General features: G+C 65.7%; 15 protein-coding genes. 6 read left to right on the top strand and 9 right to left on the bottom strand.

The window, feature by feature from the left end; translation table 11 throughout:
- Nucleotides 1–32: 32 nt before the first annotated feature.
- Nucleotides 33–848 carry a glutamate racemase gene (gene murI, locus GM910_RS05775; RefSeq protein WP_159586559.1) on the bottom strand — a complete coding sequence of 272 codons (816 nt, stop codon included), beginning with the start codon at nucleotides 846–848 and terminating at the stop codon, nucleotides 33–35.
- Nucleotides 849–1,076: 228 nt separating this feature from the next.
- The gene (locus GM910_RS05770; protein ID WP_159586558.1) at nucleotides 1,077–1,862 is read right to left on the bottom strand and encodes an RNA methyltransferase; all 786 of its coding nucleotides are present in this window, start codon (nucleotides 1,860–1,862) and stop codon (nucleotides 1,077–1,079) included.
- Between the two features lie 150 nt (nucleotides 1,863–2,012).
- Between GM910_RS05770 and GM910_RS05765 the strand changes: the two genes are divergently transcribed.
- Entirely contained in the window at nucleotides 2,013–3,224 is a 1,212-nt protein-coding gene (locus tag GM910_RS05765) for an NADP-dependent isocitrate dehydrogenase (RefSeq protein WP_159586557.1), read from the top strand.
- 9 nt (nucleotides 3,225–3,233) lie between these two features.
- Nucleotides 3,234–3,872, top strand: coding sequence for a glutathione S-transferase family protein (locus GM910_RS05760; RefSeq protein ID WP_159586556.1), 639 nt, complete (start codon nucleotides 3,234–3,236; stop codon nucleotides 3,870–3,872).
- Nucleotides 3,873–3,909: 37 nt separating this feature from the next.
- Here GM910_RS05760 and alaS read toward each other — a convergent pair whose 3' ends face one another.
- The 3 genes from alaS to GM910_RS05745 all read right to left on the bottom strand — a co-directional run bounded on the left by alaS (nucleotide 3,910) and on the right by GM910_RS05745 (nucleotide 8,223).
- A complete protein-coding gene (gene alaS / locus GM910_RS05755; protein WP_159586555.1) occupies nucleotides 3,910–6,573 on the bottom strand; it encodes an alanine--tRNA ligase in 2,664 nt (887 codons plus the stop codon).
- Nucleotides 6,574–6,795: 222 nt separating this feature from the next.
- On the bottom strand, nucleotides 6,796–7,395 hold the full coding sequence (locus tag GM910_RS05750) for an EF-hand domain-containing protein (protein ID WP_159586554.1): 600 nt from the start codon (nucleotides 7,393–7,395) through the stop codon (nucleotides 6,796–6,798).
- 114 nt (nucleotides 7,396–7,509) lie between these two features.
- Nucleotides 7,510–8,223, bottom strand: coding sequence for a nitroreductase (locus GM910_RS05745; protein ID WP_159586638.1), 714 nt, complete (start codon nucleotides 8,221–8,223; stop codon nucleotides 7,510–7,512).
- A gap of 178 nt (nucleotides 8,224–8,401) precedes the next feature.
- On the opposite strand from GM910_RS05745, the gene GM910_RS05740 reads away from it, so the two are divergent.
- On the top strand, nucleotides 8,402–9,601 hold the full coding sequence (locus tag GM910_RS05740) for a pyridoxal phosphate-dependent aminotransferase (RefSeq protein WP_159586553.1): 1,200 nt from the start codon (nucleotides 8,402–8,404) through the stop codon (nucleotides 9,599–9,601).
- Between the two features lie 30 nt (nucleotides 9,602–9,631).
- Here GM910_RS05740 and GM910_RS05735 read toward each other — a convergent pair whose 3' ends face one another.
- The gene (locus tag GM910_RS05735; protein WP_246225860.1) at nucleotides 9,632–9,973 is read right to left on the bottom strand and encodes a hypothetical protein; all 342 of its coding nucleotides are present in this window, start codon (nucleotides 9,971–9,973) and stop codon (nucleotides 9,632–9,634) included.
- 185 nt (nucleotides 9,974–10,158) lie between these two features.
- Here GM910_RS05735 and otsB point away from each other — a divergent pair, with 185 nt between their 5' ends.
- Genes otsB through otsA form a run of 3 tightly spaced genes read left to right on the top strand, consistent with a single transcriptional unit; the run spans nucleotide 10,159 to nucleotide 14,118 of the window.
- The gene (otsB, locus tag GM910_RS05730) at nucleotides 10,159–10,941 is read left to right on the top strand and encodes a trehalose-phosphatase (protein ID WP_159586552.1); all 783 of its coding nucleotides are present in this window, start codon (nucleotides 10,159–10,161) and stop codon (nucleotides 10,939–10,941) included.
- Between the two features lie 10 nt (nucleotides 10,942–10,951).
- On the top strand, nucleotides 10,952–12,733 hold the full coding sequence (locus tag GM910_RS05725; protein ID WP_159586551.1) for a glycoside hydrolase family 15 protein: 1,782 nt from the start codon (nucleotides 10,952–10,954) through the stop codon (nucleotides 12,731–12,733).
- On the top strand, nucleotides 12,730–14,118 hold the full coding sequence (otsA, locus tag GM910_RS05720) for an alpha,alpha-trehalose-phosphate synthase (UDP-forming) (protein ID WP_159586550.1): 1,389 nt from the start codon (nucleotides 12,730–12,732) through the stop codon (nucleotides 14,116–14,118). Before GM910_RS05725 ends, otsA begins: the two co-directional genes overlap by 4 nt.
- Nucleotides 14,119–14,123: 5 nt before the next feature.
- On the opposite strand, the gene GM910_RS05715 is transcribed toward otsA, so the two are convergent.
- From GM910_RS05715 to GM910_RS05705, 3 genes are all read right to left on the bottom strand, one after another.
- Nucleotides 14,124–14,306, bottom strand: a complete 183-nt coding sequence (locus tag GM910_RS05715; protein ID WP_159586549.1) for a DUF3008 family protein — start codon at nucleotides 14,304–14,306, stop codon at nucleotides 14,124–14,126.
- 69 nt (nucleotides 14,307–14,375) lie between these two features.
- Nucleotides 14,376–16,493, bottom strand: coding sequence for a 3-hydroxyacyl-CoA dehydrogenase NAD-binding domain-containing protein (locus GM910_RS05710; RefSeq protein WP_159586548.1), 2,118 nt, complete (start codon nucleotides 16,491–16,493; stop codon nucleotides 14,376–14,378).
- Nucleotides 16,493–17,881 (bottom strand): acetyl-CoA C-acetyltransferase, encoded by a 1,389-nt coding sequence (locus GM910_RS05705; RefSeq protein ID WP_159586547.1) that lies wholly within the window; start codon nucleotides 17,879–17,881, stop codon nucleotides 16,493–16,495. Before GM910_RS05705 ends, GM910_RS05710 begins: the two co-directional genes overlap by 1 nt.
- Nucleotides 17,882–18,204: the final 323 nt, after the last annotated feature.

The raw sequence follows: 18,204 nt of genomic DNA, 5'->3' as shown, positions 1-18,204 counted from the left end.
GCGTCAGCGCCGCCTCTTCTCTACGACGGGAATCATCCCTCCACCGCTAGGCAATCCCGCACCTCGAAGCCAAACCCGGAGACGAGGCGGCGCAGGCTGGCGGGCAGCGCGCCTGAGGTGAAGAAGGCTGTATCCGGCTGCTCTCGCCAGCGCGAATCCGGCAATTCCTGCGCCAACGCCAGCGCCCGGCGGGCGATTGCCTCCGACGTGTCTATCCAGTCGACCGGCCAGGGTGCGGTCTTGCGCATGCGGTTGACGAGGAACGGATAGTGCGTGCAGGCGAGCACGACGATGTCTGTGCGGCGGTCCTCGTGCTCGACGAAACAGGGCTCGATCTCGGCGCGCACCGCTTCCTCATCGACAAAACCCTCGCGCATATATTGCTCCGCCAAACGGGCGAGGTTTTCGCTGCCGACCAGGCGCACATGGCACTTGGCCGCGTACTGGCTGATCAGGTCGCGCGTATATTGCCGCTTCACCGTGCCGGGTGTCGCGAGAACTGAAACGAGACCTGAGCGGGTGCGTTCGGCGGCGGGTTTTATCGCCGGCACCGTGCCGACGAAGGGCTGGCCGGGAAAGGCGGCACGCAGGTGGGCGATGGCGAGGGTGGAGGCCGTGTTGCAGGCGATCACGATGAGGGAGGGCGAAAAACGGGCGATGAGACCGCCGAAGAGGTCGACCAGCCGCGCCTTGAGCGCCTCCTCCTCCCACGCGCCGTAGGGAAAGGCCGCGTCGTCGGCGACGTAGACATAGGCATGCTCCGGCAGAAGCACGCGCGCCTCCTTGACGACCGACAGGCCGCCGATGCCCGAATCGAAGAAGAGGATGGGGCCGCTGTTCGACTGCATCAGCACCGCGGCCCACATGATCGCGATGGAAGCTGCGCCCCTTCGCGCCCCCCTCTGGCCTGCCGGCCATCTCCCCCACGAGGGGGGAGATCGGCTGGCATCGCCCGCTTCGCCAACTCTCCCACTTTGCAGAAGGCGCGGCGAGCGTAGCGACGGCTGATCTCCCCCCTCGTGGGGGAGATGGCCGGCAGGCTAGAGGGGGGCGCGAAAGAACTCAGCATGGAAAAGTCATCTCCCCTCGCCCGAGCCCTTCGGCTTTTTGGGCGTGAACTTCTCCAGTGACGTCAGAACGCCGCGCAGGACCGCCAGTTCTTCCACGGTGAAGCCTGGCCGCGTGAAGAGGGCGCGCAGATTGTCCATCATCTTCGGCTTCTTGTCTTCCGTGCGGAAATAGCCGCGCTCGGAAAGCACGCGGTCGAGATAGGCCATCAGGCTGTTGAGGTGCTCCCTGGTGGCGGGCGTCTGCTGCGGCCCTACGGGCTGGACGGCGGCTTGCGGCGCCGTCTTCATCCACTCGTAGGACATAAGGAGGACGGCCTGCGCGATGTTCAGCGAGGCGAAGGCGGGATTGACGGGGAAGGTGACGATCTCGTCGGCCATGGCCACTTCCTCGTTGGTGAGCCCCCAGCGCTCGCGGCCGAACAGGATGCCGGTCTTCTGGCCATCTTTATGGCGGGCGCGCAGGTCGGCCGCAGCCTCCACCGGCCCGCGCACCGGCTTGAAGTTGTCGCGCGGTCGCGCGGTGGTGGCTTGGACGAAGTTCAAATCGGCAACCGCCTCCGCCGGGTCGTCATAGACCTTGACGGCGTCGATGACGTGATCGGCACGGCTCGCCGCCGCCCTCGCCTTCTCGTTCGGCCAGCCATCGCGCGGATTGACGAGGCGAAGCTCGCCCAAGCCGAAATTGGCCATGGCGCGCGCCACCATGCCGATATTCTCGCCAAGCTGCGGCTCGACCAGAACGATCGCCGGTCCGTCCGCGAGCATCTCGCGCTGTTTGTCGGTGCCTGCCATGACGCTGCTGTTAGCGGCTTCCTCGGCGATGGTAAAGCGCCTCCTCTCCCGCCTTTGCCAAGCGAGCGGCCAATGCTATAGGGGCGCCACTTCCTGCAATCAGGTCTGTCGGCGGCGCGGCCGCCTTTTCTCCGTAAAGAGGTTTGTAAAATGGCGAAAATCAAGGTGGACAATCCCGTCGTCGAACTGGACGGCGACGAGATGACGCGCATCATCTGGCAGTTCATCAAGGACAAGCTGATCCACCCCTATCTCGACATCGACCTGAAATATTTCGACCTCGGCATCGACGCGCGCGACGCCACCGACGACCAGATCACCGTCGACGCTGCCAACGCCATCAAGGAATACGGCGTCGGCGTGAAATGCGCCACCATTACGCCGGACGAGGCGCGCGTCGAGGAATTCGGGCTGAAGCGCATGTACCGCTCGCCCAACGGCACCATCCGCAACATCCTGGGCGGCGTGATCTTCCGCGAGCCCATCATCGCCAAGAACGTGCCGCGCCTGGTGCCCGGTTGGACGCAGCCGATCATCGTCGGCCGTCACGCCTTTGGCGACCAGTACCGCGCCACGGATTTCAAATTCCCCGGCAAGGGCAAGCTGACGATCAAATTCGTCGGCGAGGACGGCCAGACGATCGAGCACGAGGTCTTCGACGCGCCCTCCTCCGGCGTGGCAATGGCCATGTACAATCTCGACGATTCGATCCGCGACTTCGCCCGCGCCTCGCTGAACTACGGCCTGATGCGCGGCTATCCGGTGTACCTCTCCACCAAGAACACGATCCTGAAGGCCTATGATGGCCGCTTCAAGGACCTGTTCCAGGAGGTCTACGAGGCGGAATTCGAGGCTGCCTTCAAGGAAAAGAAGATCTGGTACGAGCATCGTCTGATCGACGACATGGTGGCATCGAGCCTGAAATGGTCGGGCGGCTATGTGTGGGCCTGCAAGAACTATGACGGCGACGTGCAGTCGGACACGGTGGCCCAGGGCTTCGGCTCCCTCGGCCTCATGACCTCGGTGCTGATGACGCCGGACGGCAAGACGGTGGAGGCCGAAGCCGCGCACGGAACAGTCACGCGCCACTACCGCCAGCATCAGCGCGGCGAGGAGACCTCCACCAACTCCATCGCCTCCATCTTCGCCTGGACCCGGGGCCTCGCCCATCGCGCCAAGCTGGACGACAACGCGGCGCTGAAGAAATTCGCCGAGACGCTGGAGCAGGTTTGCGTCGACACGGTGGAATCGGGCTTCATGACCAAGGACCTGGCGCTCCTGATCGGCCCGGACCAGCCGTGGCTGTCGACCACCGGCTTCCTCGACAAGATCGACGAGAACCTGCAGAAGGCGATGGCCTGAGCGGAAACAATGGCCAAGCCACGCCTCCTGGGAGCAGACTACAGCGTCTATGTACGCATCGCGCGGCTTGTCCTGATGGAGAAGGGCGTCGACCACGAGCTTGTGCCGGTCGACGTCTTTTCAAAGGATGGTGTGCCGGCCTGGTATCTCGATCACCAGCCTTTCGGACGCATCCCCGCCTTTGAAGACGGCGATTTCCGCCTTTTCGAGACTGCTGCGATCTCCCGCTATATCGACGAGGCGTTTCCGGGTCCCGCGTTGCAGCCGAGCGACGTCCGGCAGCGGGCGAGGATGAGCCAGATCATCTCCATTCTCGACGCCTATGCCTACCGCACGTTGGTTTGGGACATCTATGTCGAAAGGGTTTCAAAGCGGAGAGAGGGCAAGACGACGGATGCGGCCAAGGTCGCCGCCGCACTCCCCAAGGCGGCAACCTGCCTGAGGGTGCTTTCGCGCCTCAAGTCGGGCGGCGTATGGCTATGCGGCGAACGGCTGACGCTCGCGGACCTCCACGCAGCCCCGATCTTTGCCTATTTCGCGAGGGCCGAGGAGGGGCGCGCGCTTTTGAACGAGCATCCCGACCTCGCGGCCTGGTGGACGAACATCTCGGCCCGGGCAAGCCTCAAGGCGACCGAACCCACGTCCTGACATCTGGAGCGTGCTGAAGCGCCGACGATCGGACAGCCTACCCCGCCATCGCCGCCTTCACGGCTTCGACAGCTGCAGCGGCTTTCGTGCCGTCCGGCCCGCCGGCCTGGGCCATGTCGGGCCGGCCGCCGCCGCCTTTGCCGCCTATTGCCGCGGAGGCGACGCGCACGAGGTCGATGGCGCTGAAGCGGTCGGTGAGATCGTCCGTGACGCCGACGACGACGCTCGCCTTGCCCTCGTCCGACGTGCCGACGAAGACGACGACGCCGGAGCCGAGCGAGCGCTTGCCCTCGTCGGCCAGCGGCTTCAGGTCCTTCGGCGAGATGCCGTCCACCACGCGGCCCATGAAGCCGACGCCGCCGACGTCCTGCCGGTCGCCGGCGCCCTCGCCGGCCGAGCCGCCGCCGAGCGCCAGCTTGCGCCGCGCCTCTGAAAGCTCCCGCTCGAGCTTGCGGCGCTCTTCCACGAGCGTTTCCAGGCGCGGAACGACATCCGACGGTGAAACCTTGAGCACGGAGGCGGCCGCCTTCAGCCGACGCTCCTGCTCGTCCAGATGGCGGCGGGCGGCGGCCCCCGTCAGCGCCTCGATGCGGCGCACGCCGGCGGCGACCGCGCCTTCATCGACGATATGCACGAGGCCGATGTCGCCGGTGGCGGCGACATGGGTGCCGCCGCATAATTCCAGCGAATAAGTCTTGACGGCCTTCTCGCCATCCATGGCGGTTCCCATGGAGACGACGCGAACCTCGTCGCCGTACTTTTCGCCGAACAGCGCCATGGCGCCCTCGGCGATGGCATCGTCCACCGCCATCAGACGCGTGACGACCGGCGCGTTCTGCAGCACGATCCCGTTGGCGATGTCCTCGATGTGCGAAAGCTCCTCGCCGGTGATCGGCTTGGGATGCGAGAAGTCGAAGCGCAGCCGGTCGGGGGCGACCAGCGAGCCCTTCTGCGCGACGTGGGTGCCCAACACCTCGCGCAGCGCCTCGTGCACCAGATGGGTTGCCGAATGGTTGGCGCGGATGCGGGTACGGCGCACGTGGTCGACGCGCAGCGACACCTCCTCGCCGGTCTTGACCGCGCCTTTCGTCACCTTGCCGAAATGCACCAGCAGGCCTTCGCCCTTCTTCTGCGTGTCGTTCACGGCGACGGTGAAGCCTTCGCCCTCGATCACGCCGGTGTCGCCCACCTGGCCGCCGGACTCGCCGTAAAAGGGCGTCTGGTTGGTGACGATGGCAACATCCTCGCCTTCCGCGGCCTCTTCGACAATCGCACCGTCCTTGACGAGCGCGGCGACGACGCCCTCGGCCTCCTCCGTCTCGTAACCGAGGAAGTCGGTGGCGCCGGCCTTGTCCTTGACCGAGAACCAGACGGCCTCCGCCGCCATATCGCCGGAACCGGCCCAATTGGCTCGCGCTTCCGCCTTCTGGCGCTCCATGGCGGCGTTGAAGCCGTCGAGATCGACCGAGATGCCGCGCTGGCGCAGCGCATCCTGGGTGAGGTCGAGCGGGAAACCGTAGGTGTCGTAGAGCTTGAAGGCGGTCTCGCCGTCGAGCCGCGCGCCCTCACCCATGCCCTCGGTGGCATCGGACAAGAGGTTGAGCCCGCGCGCCAGCGTCTTGCGGAAGCGCGTTTCCTCGAGCTTCAATGTCTCGGCGATCAGCGCCTCGCCGCGGGAAAGCTCCGGATAGGCCTGGCCCATCTCGCGCACCAGCGCCGGTACGAGGCGCCACATCAGCGGTTCCTCGGCGCCCAGCAGCTGCGCGTGGCGCATGGCGCGGCGCATGATGCGGCGCAGCACGTAGCCGCGCCCCTCGTTCGACGGCAGCACGCCGTCCGCGATGAGGAAGCTTACGGCGCGCAGATGGTCGGCGATGACCTTGTGACTGGCGTGCTGCCGGCCTTCCGCCGCAACGCCGGTCGCCTCCTCGGAAGCGTGGATAAGCGCCTTGAAGAGGTCGATCTCGTAATTGTCGTGCACGCCCTGCAGCACGGCGGCAACGCGCTCCAGTCCCATGCCCGTATCGATGGACGGGCGCGGCAGGTCGACGCGCTCTTCCGGCGTGACCTGCTCGAACTGCATGAAGACGAGATTCCATATCTCGATGAAGCGATCGCCGTCCTCATCGGGGCTTCCGGGCGGACCGCCGGGGATTTCCTCGCCGTGGTCGTAGAAGATCTCCGAACACGGGCCGCAGGGACCGGTATCGCCCATGGCCCAGAAATTGTCCGAGGTGGGGATGCGGATGATGCGGTCGTCGGCAAGACCGGCGATCTTCTTCCAATGGCCGGCCGCCTCGTCGTCGGTGTGATAGACGGTGACGAGAAGGCGCTTCGGATCGAGGCCGAACTCCTTCGTGATCAGGTTCCAGGCGAGTTCGATGGCGACATCCTTGAAATAATCGCCGAAGGAGAAATTGCCCAGCATCTCGAAGAAGGTGTGGTGACGCGCGGTGTAGCCGACATTGTCGAGGTCGTTGTGCTTGCCGCCGGCGCGCACGCATTTCTGGGCGGTGACGGCACGGCTGTAGGGGCGCGTCTCCAGCCCGGTGAAGACGTTCTTGAACTGCACCATCCCGGCGTTGGTGAACATGAGGGTCGGGTCATTGCGCGGCACGAGCGGGCCCGAGGCCACGATCTCGTGCCCGTTCTTTCCAAAATAGTCGAGAAAAGTCGACCGGATGTCGTTGACGCCACTCATGTATTTGCCTTTGCGAGAAGCCCGCGACGCGCGCGGGAAGAGGATCGCTGCCTTTTAGCGCCCGCGCTTGAAGCTGTCCAGAAATCCCGCCGCCACCTGCGGCAAAGGCGGAGGAACGCCACGTCCACGTTTCCGCCCGAGCGCCTCGCGCTTGGCCGGAAATGAAAGAACCCGGCGCCTGCGCGCCGGGTTCCAAGTGCCGGGCCCCAAGTTGATGAGGCTCTATTCCTGCATCGCCTCGTCATCGGCGCCCTCGTCGTCCATCATGGGGCCCATCCTGTGCATACGCATATGCTTGAAACGCGGGCCGGGTCCGCGATGGCGCATGGCAAAGCGCGGGCCGTCCTGCATGCCGCGCATGTGCATGTCGCGGAAGCCATCGGCGGAACGGCGAAGCTCGTCCTCGCTCAATTCACCGTTGTCGTCGCGGTCCAGAAGAGCGAAGCGCTTGCCCTGATGGTTTTCGATCTCGGCAAGCGTGACGGCTCCGTCGCCGTCGACGTCGAGGACCCGCGCCATGCGCTCGGCCCTGCGCTCGAACTCGCGCTTCGTGATATAGGCCACCATCTCTTCCTGGGAGAGGGTGCCGTCGCTATTCGCGTCGGCTGCCTGCAGGGTCTCCAGGCGCTCACCGCCGAATTCCTCCGCCGTCACCGTCCCATCGTCGTCCTGATCGAGGCGGCTGAACATGGCGCCGCGGATGTTCTCACCGCGCTTGAGGGTGACGGCGGGCTTGTCGGCCTCTGTCTCGCTTTGCGCCAGGGCGGCGGTTCCCGTCATCAGCGAAAAGGCGAGTGCGGGAAGAAGAACCTTGCGAAGCATGCGTCCACTCCTTGGTTTGCCGCTGCAGCGGCTTGGGGAAGCATACTTTCTGCCATACTCAACATTACGGCGTGCTTGCCGGGGCATTACATTTTGGTAAGCCGCCTGCTCGCCTCATCGCACGAAGGAAACGAACTCCTCCAGCGGCGCCCGCTCGCTCCGCAAACGGTTCTCCGGCTTCGAGGTATCCTCATGGCCGAGCGCCATGCCGCATACGACGATCTCCTCCTCGGGGATGTCGAGGATGGGCCGGATGAAGCGGTGGTAGGGCGCAAAGGCGGCTTGCGGGCAGGTGTGCAGGCCCCTCGCCCTCGCGGCGATCATGATCGATTGCAGGAACATGCCGTGGTCGACCCAGGAGCCCTTGTTGAGCCGCCGGTCGATGGTGAAGATCATGCCCACGGGCGCGTCGAAGAAGACGAAGTTGCGGTCGTGCTGGGCGCGCATCTTCTCGACCTCGCGGCGGCCGATGCCGAGCAGGCTGTAGAGGGCGTAGCCGACGGCGCGGCGGCGCGACAGATAGGGTTCGAAGAACTTGTCCGGGTAGTACTTGTACTCGTCCCACTCGACCTTTTCGGCACGGATGCCTGACGACAGGATGGCCTCGGCAAGCCGCGCCTTGGCCTCGCCCGTCGTCACATAGACTTTCCATGGCTGCATGTTGGTGCCCGACGGGGCGCGCGAGGCGACGCTGAGGATGTCGCGGATCGTCTCCTCGTCCACCGGATCGGGCAGGAAGGCGCGCACGGAGCGGCGCGAGGTGATGGCGCCGTCGACGGCCGCCGCATCGCCCAGATCCACTCTCTTCTTCTCGTCCGGTGCAAGCATATCCATCAGCCGCCGCTCTTCATTCCCGGTTCCTGAATGGCGGGCTATAGCGGGCGCGATAGGGGTGCGGCAACCCGCGACGGCACAATCCCGGCAAAACACTACGCTTTCTCCTATACCCCACCGGCAGTCTTATCGGTTATACGCAGGCGAGAACCGTTCACAGGATTCCGACACCATGCCCCTACCCTCCAAGCGCATCGCCGGCATCGTTCCTTCAGGCAAGGATGGCTGGGAAGTCCATTTCGCCGCCATGACGCGCAAGCAGGCGGGCGAGGACATCCTGATGTTGTCGGTCGGCGACCACGATTTCGACACGCCGGACGACACCGTCGCCGCCTGTGTGGAGGCGGTGCGCGCCGGCCATCATCACTACATCCAGCTCCCCGGCCTGCCGCGCCTGCGCGAGGGCCTGGCGCGGCTTTCCAGCGAGTGCACGGGTGTGAAGACCGCGCCGGAGGAGATCATCGTTACCCAGGGCGGCCAGGGCGCCCTGTTCGCCGCCTGCCAGGGCGTGCTCGACCCGGGCAGCCACGCGATCATCGTCTCGCCCTACTACGCCACCTATCCCGGCACCGTGCGCGCGGCCGGCGCGGCGTTCACCGAGGTTGAAACGCGCTCCGAAGACGGCTTCGAGCCGCGTGCGGAGGCCATCGCCGCCGCCATCCGGCCCGAGACCAGGGCGATCCTCGTCAACTCGCCGAACAACCCCACCGGCGCCGTCTACTCCCGCGCCACGATGGAGGCCATCGCCGAACTCTGCCGGAAGCACGACCTGTGGCTCATCTCCGACGAGGTCTACTGGACCATCCGCGCCGGGCGCGAGCATGTATCGCCGCGCGCGCTTGCGGGCATGAGGGAGCGCACGCTGGTGGTCAACTCGCTGTCGAAGAGCCACGGCATGACCGGCTGGCGCGTCGGCTGGCTCACCGCGCCGGCCGATATGGTCCGGCATCTCATCAGCCTCAACCTTGTCTCAAGCTACGGCATGGTCGACTTCGTCTCGCGCGCGGCGATCGCGGCGGTCGAGAACGGCCACGGCGTCAAGGAGATCGCCGCCCGCTACGCCGCCCGCCGCGAGGCCTTTCTGGAAGCCATCCGCGGCCTCAACGGCGTCGCGGTGCGCGGCTCGGAAGGCGGCATGTACGTCATGCTCGACATCTCGCGGGTGAACGCCGACTGCGAGGCCTTCGCCTGGGAATTGTTGGAGGCGGAGAAGGTCGCGGTGATGCCCGGTACCAGCTTCGGCGCGGCGGCCGAAGGCCATATCCGCGTTTCGATGTGCCAGGAGGAGCCCATCTTGCGCGAGGCGGCGGCAAGGCTGCGGAGATTTGCCGGCCAGACCGAAACGCCTGGAGATCGAAACGCAGCCGAGTGAGCGTTCTACCTATCCCCGCGGCAAATGGCGCTACCGCCGTCGCAGCCGCCACCAGCGGTCATCGTCGTCTGTATCGATCACGCAGGTGTAGCCGATCGTACAGGACTGCGCGTCGCGGGTCTGGACGTAAGCGCGCTTGGCGATAAAGCCGATGGCACAGTAGCGCTCGCTGGCGACGAACCGGTCGTAGGTGTAGCGGCCGGTGGTCAGCACCGCCGCGCCGCGCTGCTGTATCAGTGTTCTTGCCTGACCGCAGGTGAGCGCGCGGGCGTCTGGACGCCCCTGCGCTCCGGCCGCGGCCGTCAACCCGAAGATGACGATCAGCCCGAGACCGGCCGCCACCCAATTCGCGCATGCGCCAAACGATTTCATGTCGATGTCCTTCTGCCCTTGCCGAAGCGGCAAAACCTGCCTATCTGGCGTCAAAACGCAAGGTTGGGGGGCGTCAAGTTTCCTGTGCCTCCGCACGCGGCTTCCTTCACAATCGCCCGGCCTTAGCCTAGCATGGCCGTGGCCACTCCCAAGGCTTAGTGATTCCACGTCTTTCTCGCGACAATATGGCCGTAAAACCAGCACTTTTGACATCGTTCGATCATTCGGGTCTGAAACCGGAGAATACCGCGATTTTCCTGGACTTCGACGGCACGCTGGCGGATTTCGCCGAGCATCCGGACGCCGTTTCGGTTCCCTTGCCGACGCGTGAGGTGCTGGGCCGCCTGGAAAAGAGCACGCGTGGCGCGCTCGCCATCGTGACGGGCCGGCCCATCGCCGACATCGACCGCTTCCTCGCGCCGCTCAGCCTGCCGGTCGCCGGCGTGCACGGGCTGGAGCGCCGGACGGCCGGCGGCAAGCGCACCGCAGCAACGATCGACAGCGCCAAATTTACCGCCATGGAGGAGAAGCTGCGTGCCTTCACACTCGCCCATCCGGGCACAATGGTGGAGACCAAGTCGGGCTCGCTGGCCCTGCATTACCGCCGGCGTCCCGAGCTTGCCGAGGCGTGCATGGCGGCGGTGCACGAGGCGGTGGACGGCTTCAAGGGCCTGCACATCCTGCACGGCAAGATGGTCATCGAGGTCAAGAGCGGCAAGGCGACCAAAGCCGACGCGGTGGCCGCCTTCATGGGCGAGACGCCGTTTTGCGGGCGCGTGCCGCTTTTCGCCGGCGACGACGTGACCGACGAGGATGCTTTCCGCGAGATCGCCCGCACCGGCGGCATCTCCATCAAGATCGGCCACGGCTCAACCGCCGCCGCCTTCCGAACCGGCGGCGTCGCCGCCTTTCGCGACTGGCTCGGCCTTCTGGCCGACAGTTTCGACTCCCGCCAATTGACAGCATAGGATTTTTCCCGTGACGACACTCAACCTCGGCGCGATCGGCAATTGCAGCTTCTCCGCGCTCATCGATCCCAAGGGCCGCGTTGTCTGGTGCTGCCTGCCCCGTTTCGACGGCGACCCGGTGTTCAACGCGCTCCTGCGGGGCGAGGAAGACCCGAGCGAAGGCCTGTTCTCGATCGAGCTCGAGGACCTTGTGGAAACCGAGCAGAGCTACGAGCCCAACACGGCGGTGCTGACGACGCGTCTGCACGGCGCCTCCGGCTCGCTTGAGATCGTCGACTGTGCGCCGCGCTTCTTCTGGCGCGACCGCATCTTCCGCCCGCAGACGCTGGTTCGGCGCGTGCGCCCAATCTCCGGCACGCCGCGCATCTCCATCCGCATGCGTCCCTCTTTCGCCTACGGCACGGTGCGCCCGCACAGGACACGCGGCTCGAACCACGTACGCTATGTCGGTCCGGAGATGACGCTGCGGCTTTCGACGGACGCACCCATCGATTATGTGCTGGACGAGACCTTCTTCAACCTGTCCGCGCCTATCGACCTCATCGTCGGCCCCGACGAGACGATGGAAGGCGGGGTCACCCATGTGGCGCGGGATTTCGAGGAGCGCACCGCCAACTATTGGCGCAACTGGGTAAGCAACCTTGCGCTGCCCTACGAGTGGCAGGAGGCGGTGATCCGCGCCGCCATCACGCTGAAACTGTGCACTTACGAGCCCACCGGCGCCATCGTCGCCGCCATGACCACCAGCATCCCCGAGGCCCCCGACAGCGGCCGCACCTGGGACTACCGATTCTGCTGGGTGCGCGACGCCTTCTTCGTGGTGCGCGCGCTCAACAGCCTCGGCACCGTGCAGACGATGGAAAACTATTTCCGCTATCTCATGGACCTGGTGGCCGATGCCGACGGCGGGCATCTGCAGCCGGTCTTCGGCCTCGGGCGGGAGCGGCATCTGACGGAAAGCATCATCGACAATCTCGCCGGTTACCGCGGCATGGGCCCGGTGCGCCGCGGCAACCAGGCCTATGAGCACTACCAGCACGACGTCTACGGCAACGTCATCCTAGGCGCCACGCAGATATTCTTCGATCGGCGCATCCAGATGAAGCCGACCATCACCGACTTCCGCCTGTTGGAAACCGCCGGCGAACAGGCCTACAAGGTGCACAACACGCCCGACGCCGGCATGTGGGAACTTCGCTCCCGCTCGCGCGTTCACACCTCATCGAGCCTGATGTGCTGGGCGGCCTGCGACCGGCTCGCGCACATCGCCGCACGATTGGGTGAGAAGGCGCGTGTCACGCACTGGAGAGAGAGGGCGGACGAGATCAAGGAGCGCATCCTGGCCGAAGCCTGGTCGGAAAAGCGCAAGGCTTTCATGGAGAGCTTCGGCGGCCAGACGCTCGACGCGAGCGTGCTCCTGATGGCCGAGGTCGGCTTCATCGATCCGCAGGATCCGCGCTTCGTCAGCACGGTGGATCAGCTCGAGAAAGTGTTGGCGACGGGTCCTTACATGATGCGCTACGAAGCGGCCGACGACTTCGGGAAGCCTGAGGTCTCCTTCAACATCTGTGCCTTCTGGCGCCTCGACGCGCTGGCGCGCATCGGCCGCCGCGAGCAGGCGCGCGAAATCTTCGAAGCGCTCTTGAAGACGCGCAACCCCCTTGGCATGCTGTCCGAGGATACGCATCCGGTGACTGGAGAGATGTGGGGCAACTACCCGCAGACCTATTCGATGGTCGGCATCATCAACGGCGCCCGGCGCCTGTCCAAACCATGGGAGAGCGTCGTGTGAACAGGCTTGTCGTCGTCTCCAACCGCGTCGCCGACCTCACGCGCACCGCCCAGTCGGGCGGCCTGGCCGTCGGCCTGGCGGATTCTCTGCGCCAGCGCGGCGGCGTGTGGATGGGTTGGGACGGCCAGACGCTGAAATACGAGGACCAGCCCGAGCCGCGCATCCGCAAGATCGGCACCGTCACCCAGGCGACCATCCCGCTCACCGAGCAGGACTATTCGGAATATTATCTGGGCTTTGCCAACAGCGTCTTGTGGCCGCTGTTTCACTACCGGCTCGATCTTGTTGAATACAAAACGGTTTTCCTCGACGGGTACCGGCGGGTCAATGCGAAATTTGCCGACGCGCTGACGTCTATCCTTCAACCGGACGACATCATCTGGATCCACGACTATCACCTCATTCCGCTGGCTGCCGAGCTGCGCCAGCGCGGCTGCACCCAACGCATCGGCTTCTTCCTGCACATCCCCTTCCCGCCGCCGGAGATCGTCGCCGCCGTGCCGCGCCATCGCTGGCTGGTGGAGTGCCTGCTCGAATTCGACGTCATCGGCTTCCAGACCAATACGGATCGCGGCAACCTGCAGCATTATGTCGAGGATCATCTCGGCTGCCGCATGGAGGCCGATGGCCGCATCAAGATCGGCGAGCGCGAGGTGATCGCCGGCTGCTATCCCATCGGCATCGATGTCGATTCCTTCGTCGAGATGGCCGAGAGACCGAACGACGAAGTCAATATCGAGACCCAGCGGCGTGAGATCCTCGGCCGCAAGCAGATCATCGGCGTCGACCGCCTGGACTACACCAAGGGCCTGCCCGACCGCCTGCGCGCGTTCGCCCGCCTCCTGGAACTCTACCCGGAAATGCGCAAGTCGGTGGCGCTCATGCAGATCGCCACGCCGACACGCGAGGAGGTGGAAGCCTATGTGGAGATCCGCACCGAGCTGGAAGCGCTTTCGGGAGCGATCAACGGCCGCTTCGCCGACTTCAACTGGACGCCGGTGCGCTATATCCACGGCATCGTGCCGCGCGACGCGCTTGCCGCCCTCTTCCGCGCCAGCCAGGTGGGTTTCGTGACGCCCCTGCGTGACGGCATGAACCTCGTCGCCAAGGAATATGTCGCCGCCCAGGCAGCGGAGAATCCCGGCGTTCTGGTGCTTTCCAAATTCGCGGGCGCCGCGGAGGAATTGCACGAGGCGCTGATCGTCAATCCCTACGACGTCGATGACATGGCGCGAAACCTGTGCCGCGCCCTCACCATGCCGCTGGAGGAACGCCAGGAACGGCAGAGGGCGCTCATGAAGCGGATCCGCAAGCACGACGCCAAAGACTGGCTGAACGCTTTCATGGCAGCTCTGGAAAAGGGCGAGACGAAGCACGCGGCGTGACGGCGTCAGCCCTTCTTGTCCGCCAGCTTCTTCCGCTTCGTCTCAGCAAGCTCTTCCAACTGATTCTCGCTCATGGATTTTTCCATTTCGCGCGAGGCGCCCTTGAGCTTGGATTTGGGCATTTCGCCACGCTTGGCCGCCAAGGCGGCGCCGGCCGCCTTCTGCTGCGCCTTGGATTTTGCAGGCATCGTCGCCTCCTGTGCTGTTCCTGCATAAAGCGGACGACGCGCACAAAGGTTCCCGGTTGCGCCTGAACGTTACTCTTTCAGCATGTCCCATCCTGCATCGGGCGCAAACCGGGCTCCGTGCCTCTCCTCCAGTTGCCGCAGCGCCGCGACAACCTCCTCAGCCCCGCGCTTGCGCGCATAGTAGAGCGGACCACCGCGGAACGGCGCGAAACCGGTGGCGAAGATCATCGCTCCGTCGACCGTCTCCTCGTCCGCTACGACCCCTTCGCGCAGGCAGCGCACCAGCGTGTTGAGCATGGGCAACACCAGCCGGTCGGCCATCTCGGCATCGGCCCGCGGCGCCTCCTCGCCTTCGGCCACCTTCACCTCCTCGCCCTTCGGCCTGCCCTTCTCGTCATAGGTATAAAGCCCCTTGCCCGCCTTGCGTCCCGTCTCGCCCGCTTCAACCTTCTTTACCAGCCAGCCAGGCACCTCCGGCATCGGGTCGTCCAGGCGTTCCTTCAGCATGCGCGCCACCTCCAGGCAGATGTCGAGCCCTACCCGGTCGGCAAGCGCGATCGGCCCCATCGGCATGCCGAAATCCTTCGCCGCCTCGTCGATCGACTCCTTGGGTACGCCCTCGTCGAACATCGTGAGGGCTTCCACGAGATACGGCGTCAGCGCACGGTTGACGAGGAAACCCGGAGCGCTCTTGACCGGCGCCGGCAGGCGGGAAATGGCGCCGCAGAAGGCGCGCGCCCGCGCCAGGGCCTTTTCGCTTGCCTGGTCATGGGCGACGACCTCGACAAGCTCCATGCGCGTTACCGGATTGAAGAAATGCAGACCGAGGAACCGGTCGGGGAACGGCAGGCCTTCACGCAGCGTCTCGAGCGGGATGCTGGAGGTGTTGGTGGCGAGGATGGCATCCTTCTTCTTGCGCGGTGCGATGGCCTCGAAGACCTTGCGCTTCACCTCCGCCTTCTCCGCTACCGCCTCGATAACCAGATCCGCCCTGGCGATGCCGTCGCCCTCGAAATCCGGCATCAGCCGGTCGAGCGCATCACGCCGGTCGAGGGTGGAGTGAAGCCCCTTGTCGTAGAAGGCGGCGGCACGCCCGACAGCGCCGGCGATGGCCTTGGGATCGAGATCCGTCAGGCTGACGGCGAGCCCGCGCGCCGCGCACCAGGCGGCGATGTCGCCACCCATGGTGCCGGCACCGATGACATGTACCCGTCGAATACCGCTTTCCCCTCTGCCGTGCCGCTTCAGCCCCTCGCGCAGGAAAAAGACGCGCATCAAGTTCTGTGCGGTCTCACTGATGAGAAGCTCCGAGAACGAGCGTATCTCCGCCTTCCGCATGGCGCGGCTGTCGTCGCCGTGCTCTTCCCACAGGCCGATAAGGCGGTAGGGTGCAGGATAGTGCTTCTTCGGCGCCTTCTTCTCAGCCTCCGCACGCATGCGCTTTGCCGCCATGCGGCGTGCCGCGCCGAGGCCGAACATGGTTCCCTTCAGGCCGGGGCGCGAAGGCTTCATTTCGCCCGCCACCGCGGCATGGATGGCATTCCTCACATGCCGCTCTTCCACCACCGCGTCGACCAGCCCGAGAGCCTTCGCCTTCTTCGTGTGCACGGTGCGGCCCGTCAGCATCATGGTCATCGCCTCGACGGGGTCGATCAGCGCCGGCAGGCGGAAGGTGCCGCCGAGGCCCGGATGCAGGCCGAGCAGGATTTCGGGGAAGCCGAAACTGGCACCGGCGACGGCGATGCGGTGCTTGCAGGCGAGCGCCAGCTCCAGTCCGCCGCCCAGGCAATGGCCGTGGACGACGGCGACCGTCGGCATCGGCAAGCCCGCCAGCCGGTCGACGATCTCGTGCGCCCGGCGCATGCGCGCCTCCACTTCGCCCACATCCCTCACACCGCGAAAGTCGCGGATGTCGGCACCGGCGATGAAACCGCCCTCCTTGGCCGAGCGGACGACCAGGCCCCTGGCACCCATGCCCTGCACCTCGGCGAGCACCGTGTCGAGTTCGCTCATCACTGCTTCCGACAGCGTATTGGCGCTCTCCCCGGCCCGGTCGAGCAAGAGCCAGACGATGCCGTCCTCGTCCTTGGCATAGCGCCAATGGGTGAGTGCCTTGTTCCCCTCGCGCGGCCCAAGCTCCATGTTGCGCGGCTCCAGCACCTTCCAGACGCTCTTCGAGACAGCCATCACACCACCTCCAGAAGCATGGCCCCGCCCTGCCCGCCGCCGATGCACTCGGTGGCCATGCCGCGCTTGAGGTCGAGGCGCCGCATGGCGTTGACGAGGTGCAGCACGATGCGGTTTCCGCTCGTGCCGACGGGATGGCCGAGGCTGATCGCGCCGCCGTCGACGTTGAGCCGGTCGCGGGGGATAGCGCCGTAGGGTGCATCGAGGCCCAGTACCTTGCGGCAGTATTCCTCGTCTTCCCAGGCTGCGAGGCAGGCGAGCACCTGCGCGGCGAAGGCCTCGTTGAGTTCCCAAAGGTCGATATCCTCGCGGGCAAGCCCCCGCCGCTTGGTCAGGGCGGTGCAGCACAATGTCGGCCCCAGCCCCATGATCGAGGGGTCGAGGGCCGCCCACTCGCTGTCGACGATGCGCGCCAGCGGCTCAAGCTTGTGCTTCTTCACCGCCTCTTCCGACGCCAGCACCACCCAGCTCGCGCCGTCGGTGATCTGCGAGGAATTGCCGGGTGTCACCTCGCCGTAGGGCTTCTCGAACGCCGGCTTGAGCTTGGCCAGCTTTTCCATCGAGGTGTCGGGACGCACGCCGTCGTCATGGTCATAAAGCGTGCCGTCGCGGGCGACCGAGGCGATGACCTCACCTTTGAGATGGCCCTCCGCCTGTGCCCGCGCCAGCCTCCGATGGCTTTCCAGCGCGTAGGCATCCGCCGCCTCGCGCGCAATGCCGAATATATGGCCGATGACCTCCGCCGTCTGGCCCATGTTAAGGTCGGTGACGGGGTCCGTCAGCCCCCGTTCGAGGCCGATGACCGGCTTTGCCATATCCGGCCGGAAGGCGCCGATGGCCGCCGCCCGCTCCCACGCCGTCTTGGCCATGGCAAAACGGCCGAACCAGGCCGCGGCCTTGCTCGACAGCACCAGCGGCGCATACGACAGCGCCTCCGCACCACCGGCAAGGACGAGGTCGGCCTTGCCCGCCTCGATAAGCCGGAAACCGTTGTCGATGGACAGCATGCCCGAGCCGCAGTTGATCTGCACGCTGAACGCCCGCATGGCCTCGCCCATTCCGAGCCGGAGGGCGGCCACCCGCGCCGGGTTCATCTCGTCGGCGATAACGTTCACGCAGCCGAGGATGACGAAATCGAAGTCCTCGGCCGCGAAAGGCTGGCGCGCGAGCAGCGGCCGGCCGCATTGCACGGCAAGGTCGACCGGCGTGAATGGCCCGGGCTTGCCGCGTGCCCGCAGAAAGGGCGTGCGCGCGCCGTCGATCAGATAGACCGGCCGGCCCCGGTCCTGCGGCGCACTGGAGCGGCCGCGCGTTGCGGGTTTCGCGGTGGATGTGCGGCGCGGGCTTCTGCGCCGTTGGGTTGGTTTCGTCTTGGGTGCCTCAGCCATCGCTTGTCCCTGTTCGCCCGTCTGCCATGCCGGAAGGATAAGAGCCTTTGCGCGGTTTGCCCACCGGGCAACGCCACTGGCGCAACGCCGGGCGACCGCGCATCGTTCCTGTCGCGGATTGTCCGCTGCAGAAGAGCGCGCAGCCGATCTGCAGCGCCGCGATGCCGGACAATAGTTCTCCTCGCGGCAACCTCCGGCTATCACAGTCCTCCCAGGAACCGTAAAAATGTCTTATTGGACCGGTTGGACAAGCCCTGCATACTAGGCTAGGTCATTGCCAGGGCGGGGCTTTTGAGGCCAACCCGTGCGCGCGATCACAGGTC

The organism is Chelativorans xinjiangensis (genome assembly GCF_009812055.1).
In the GTDB taxonomy this organism is placed as follows: domain Bacteria; phylum Pseudomonadota; class Alphaproteobacteria; order Rhizobiales; family Rhizobiaceae; genus Chelativorans; species Chelativorans xinjiangense.
This window is presented reverse-complemented; position numbering and strand designations above follow the sequence as displayed.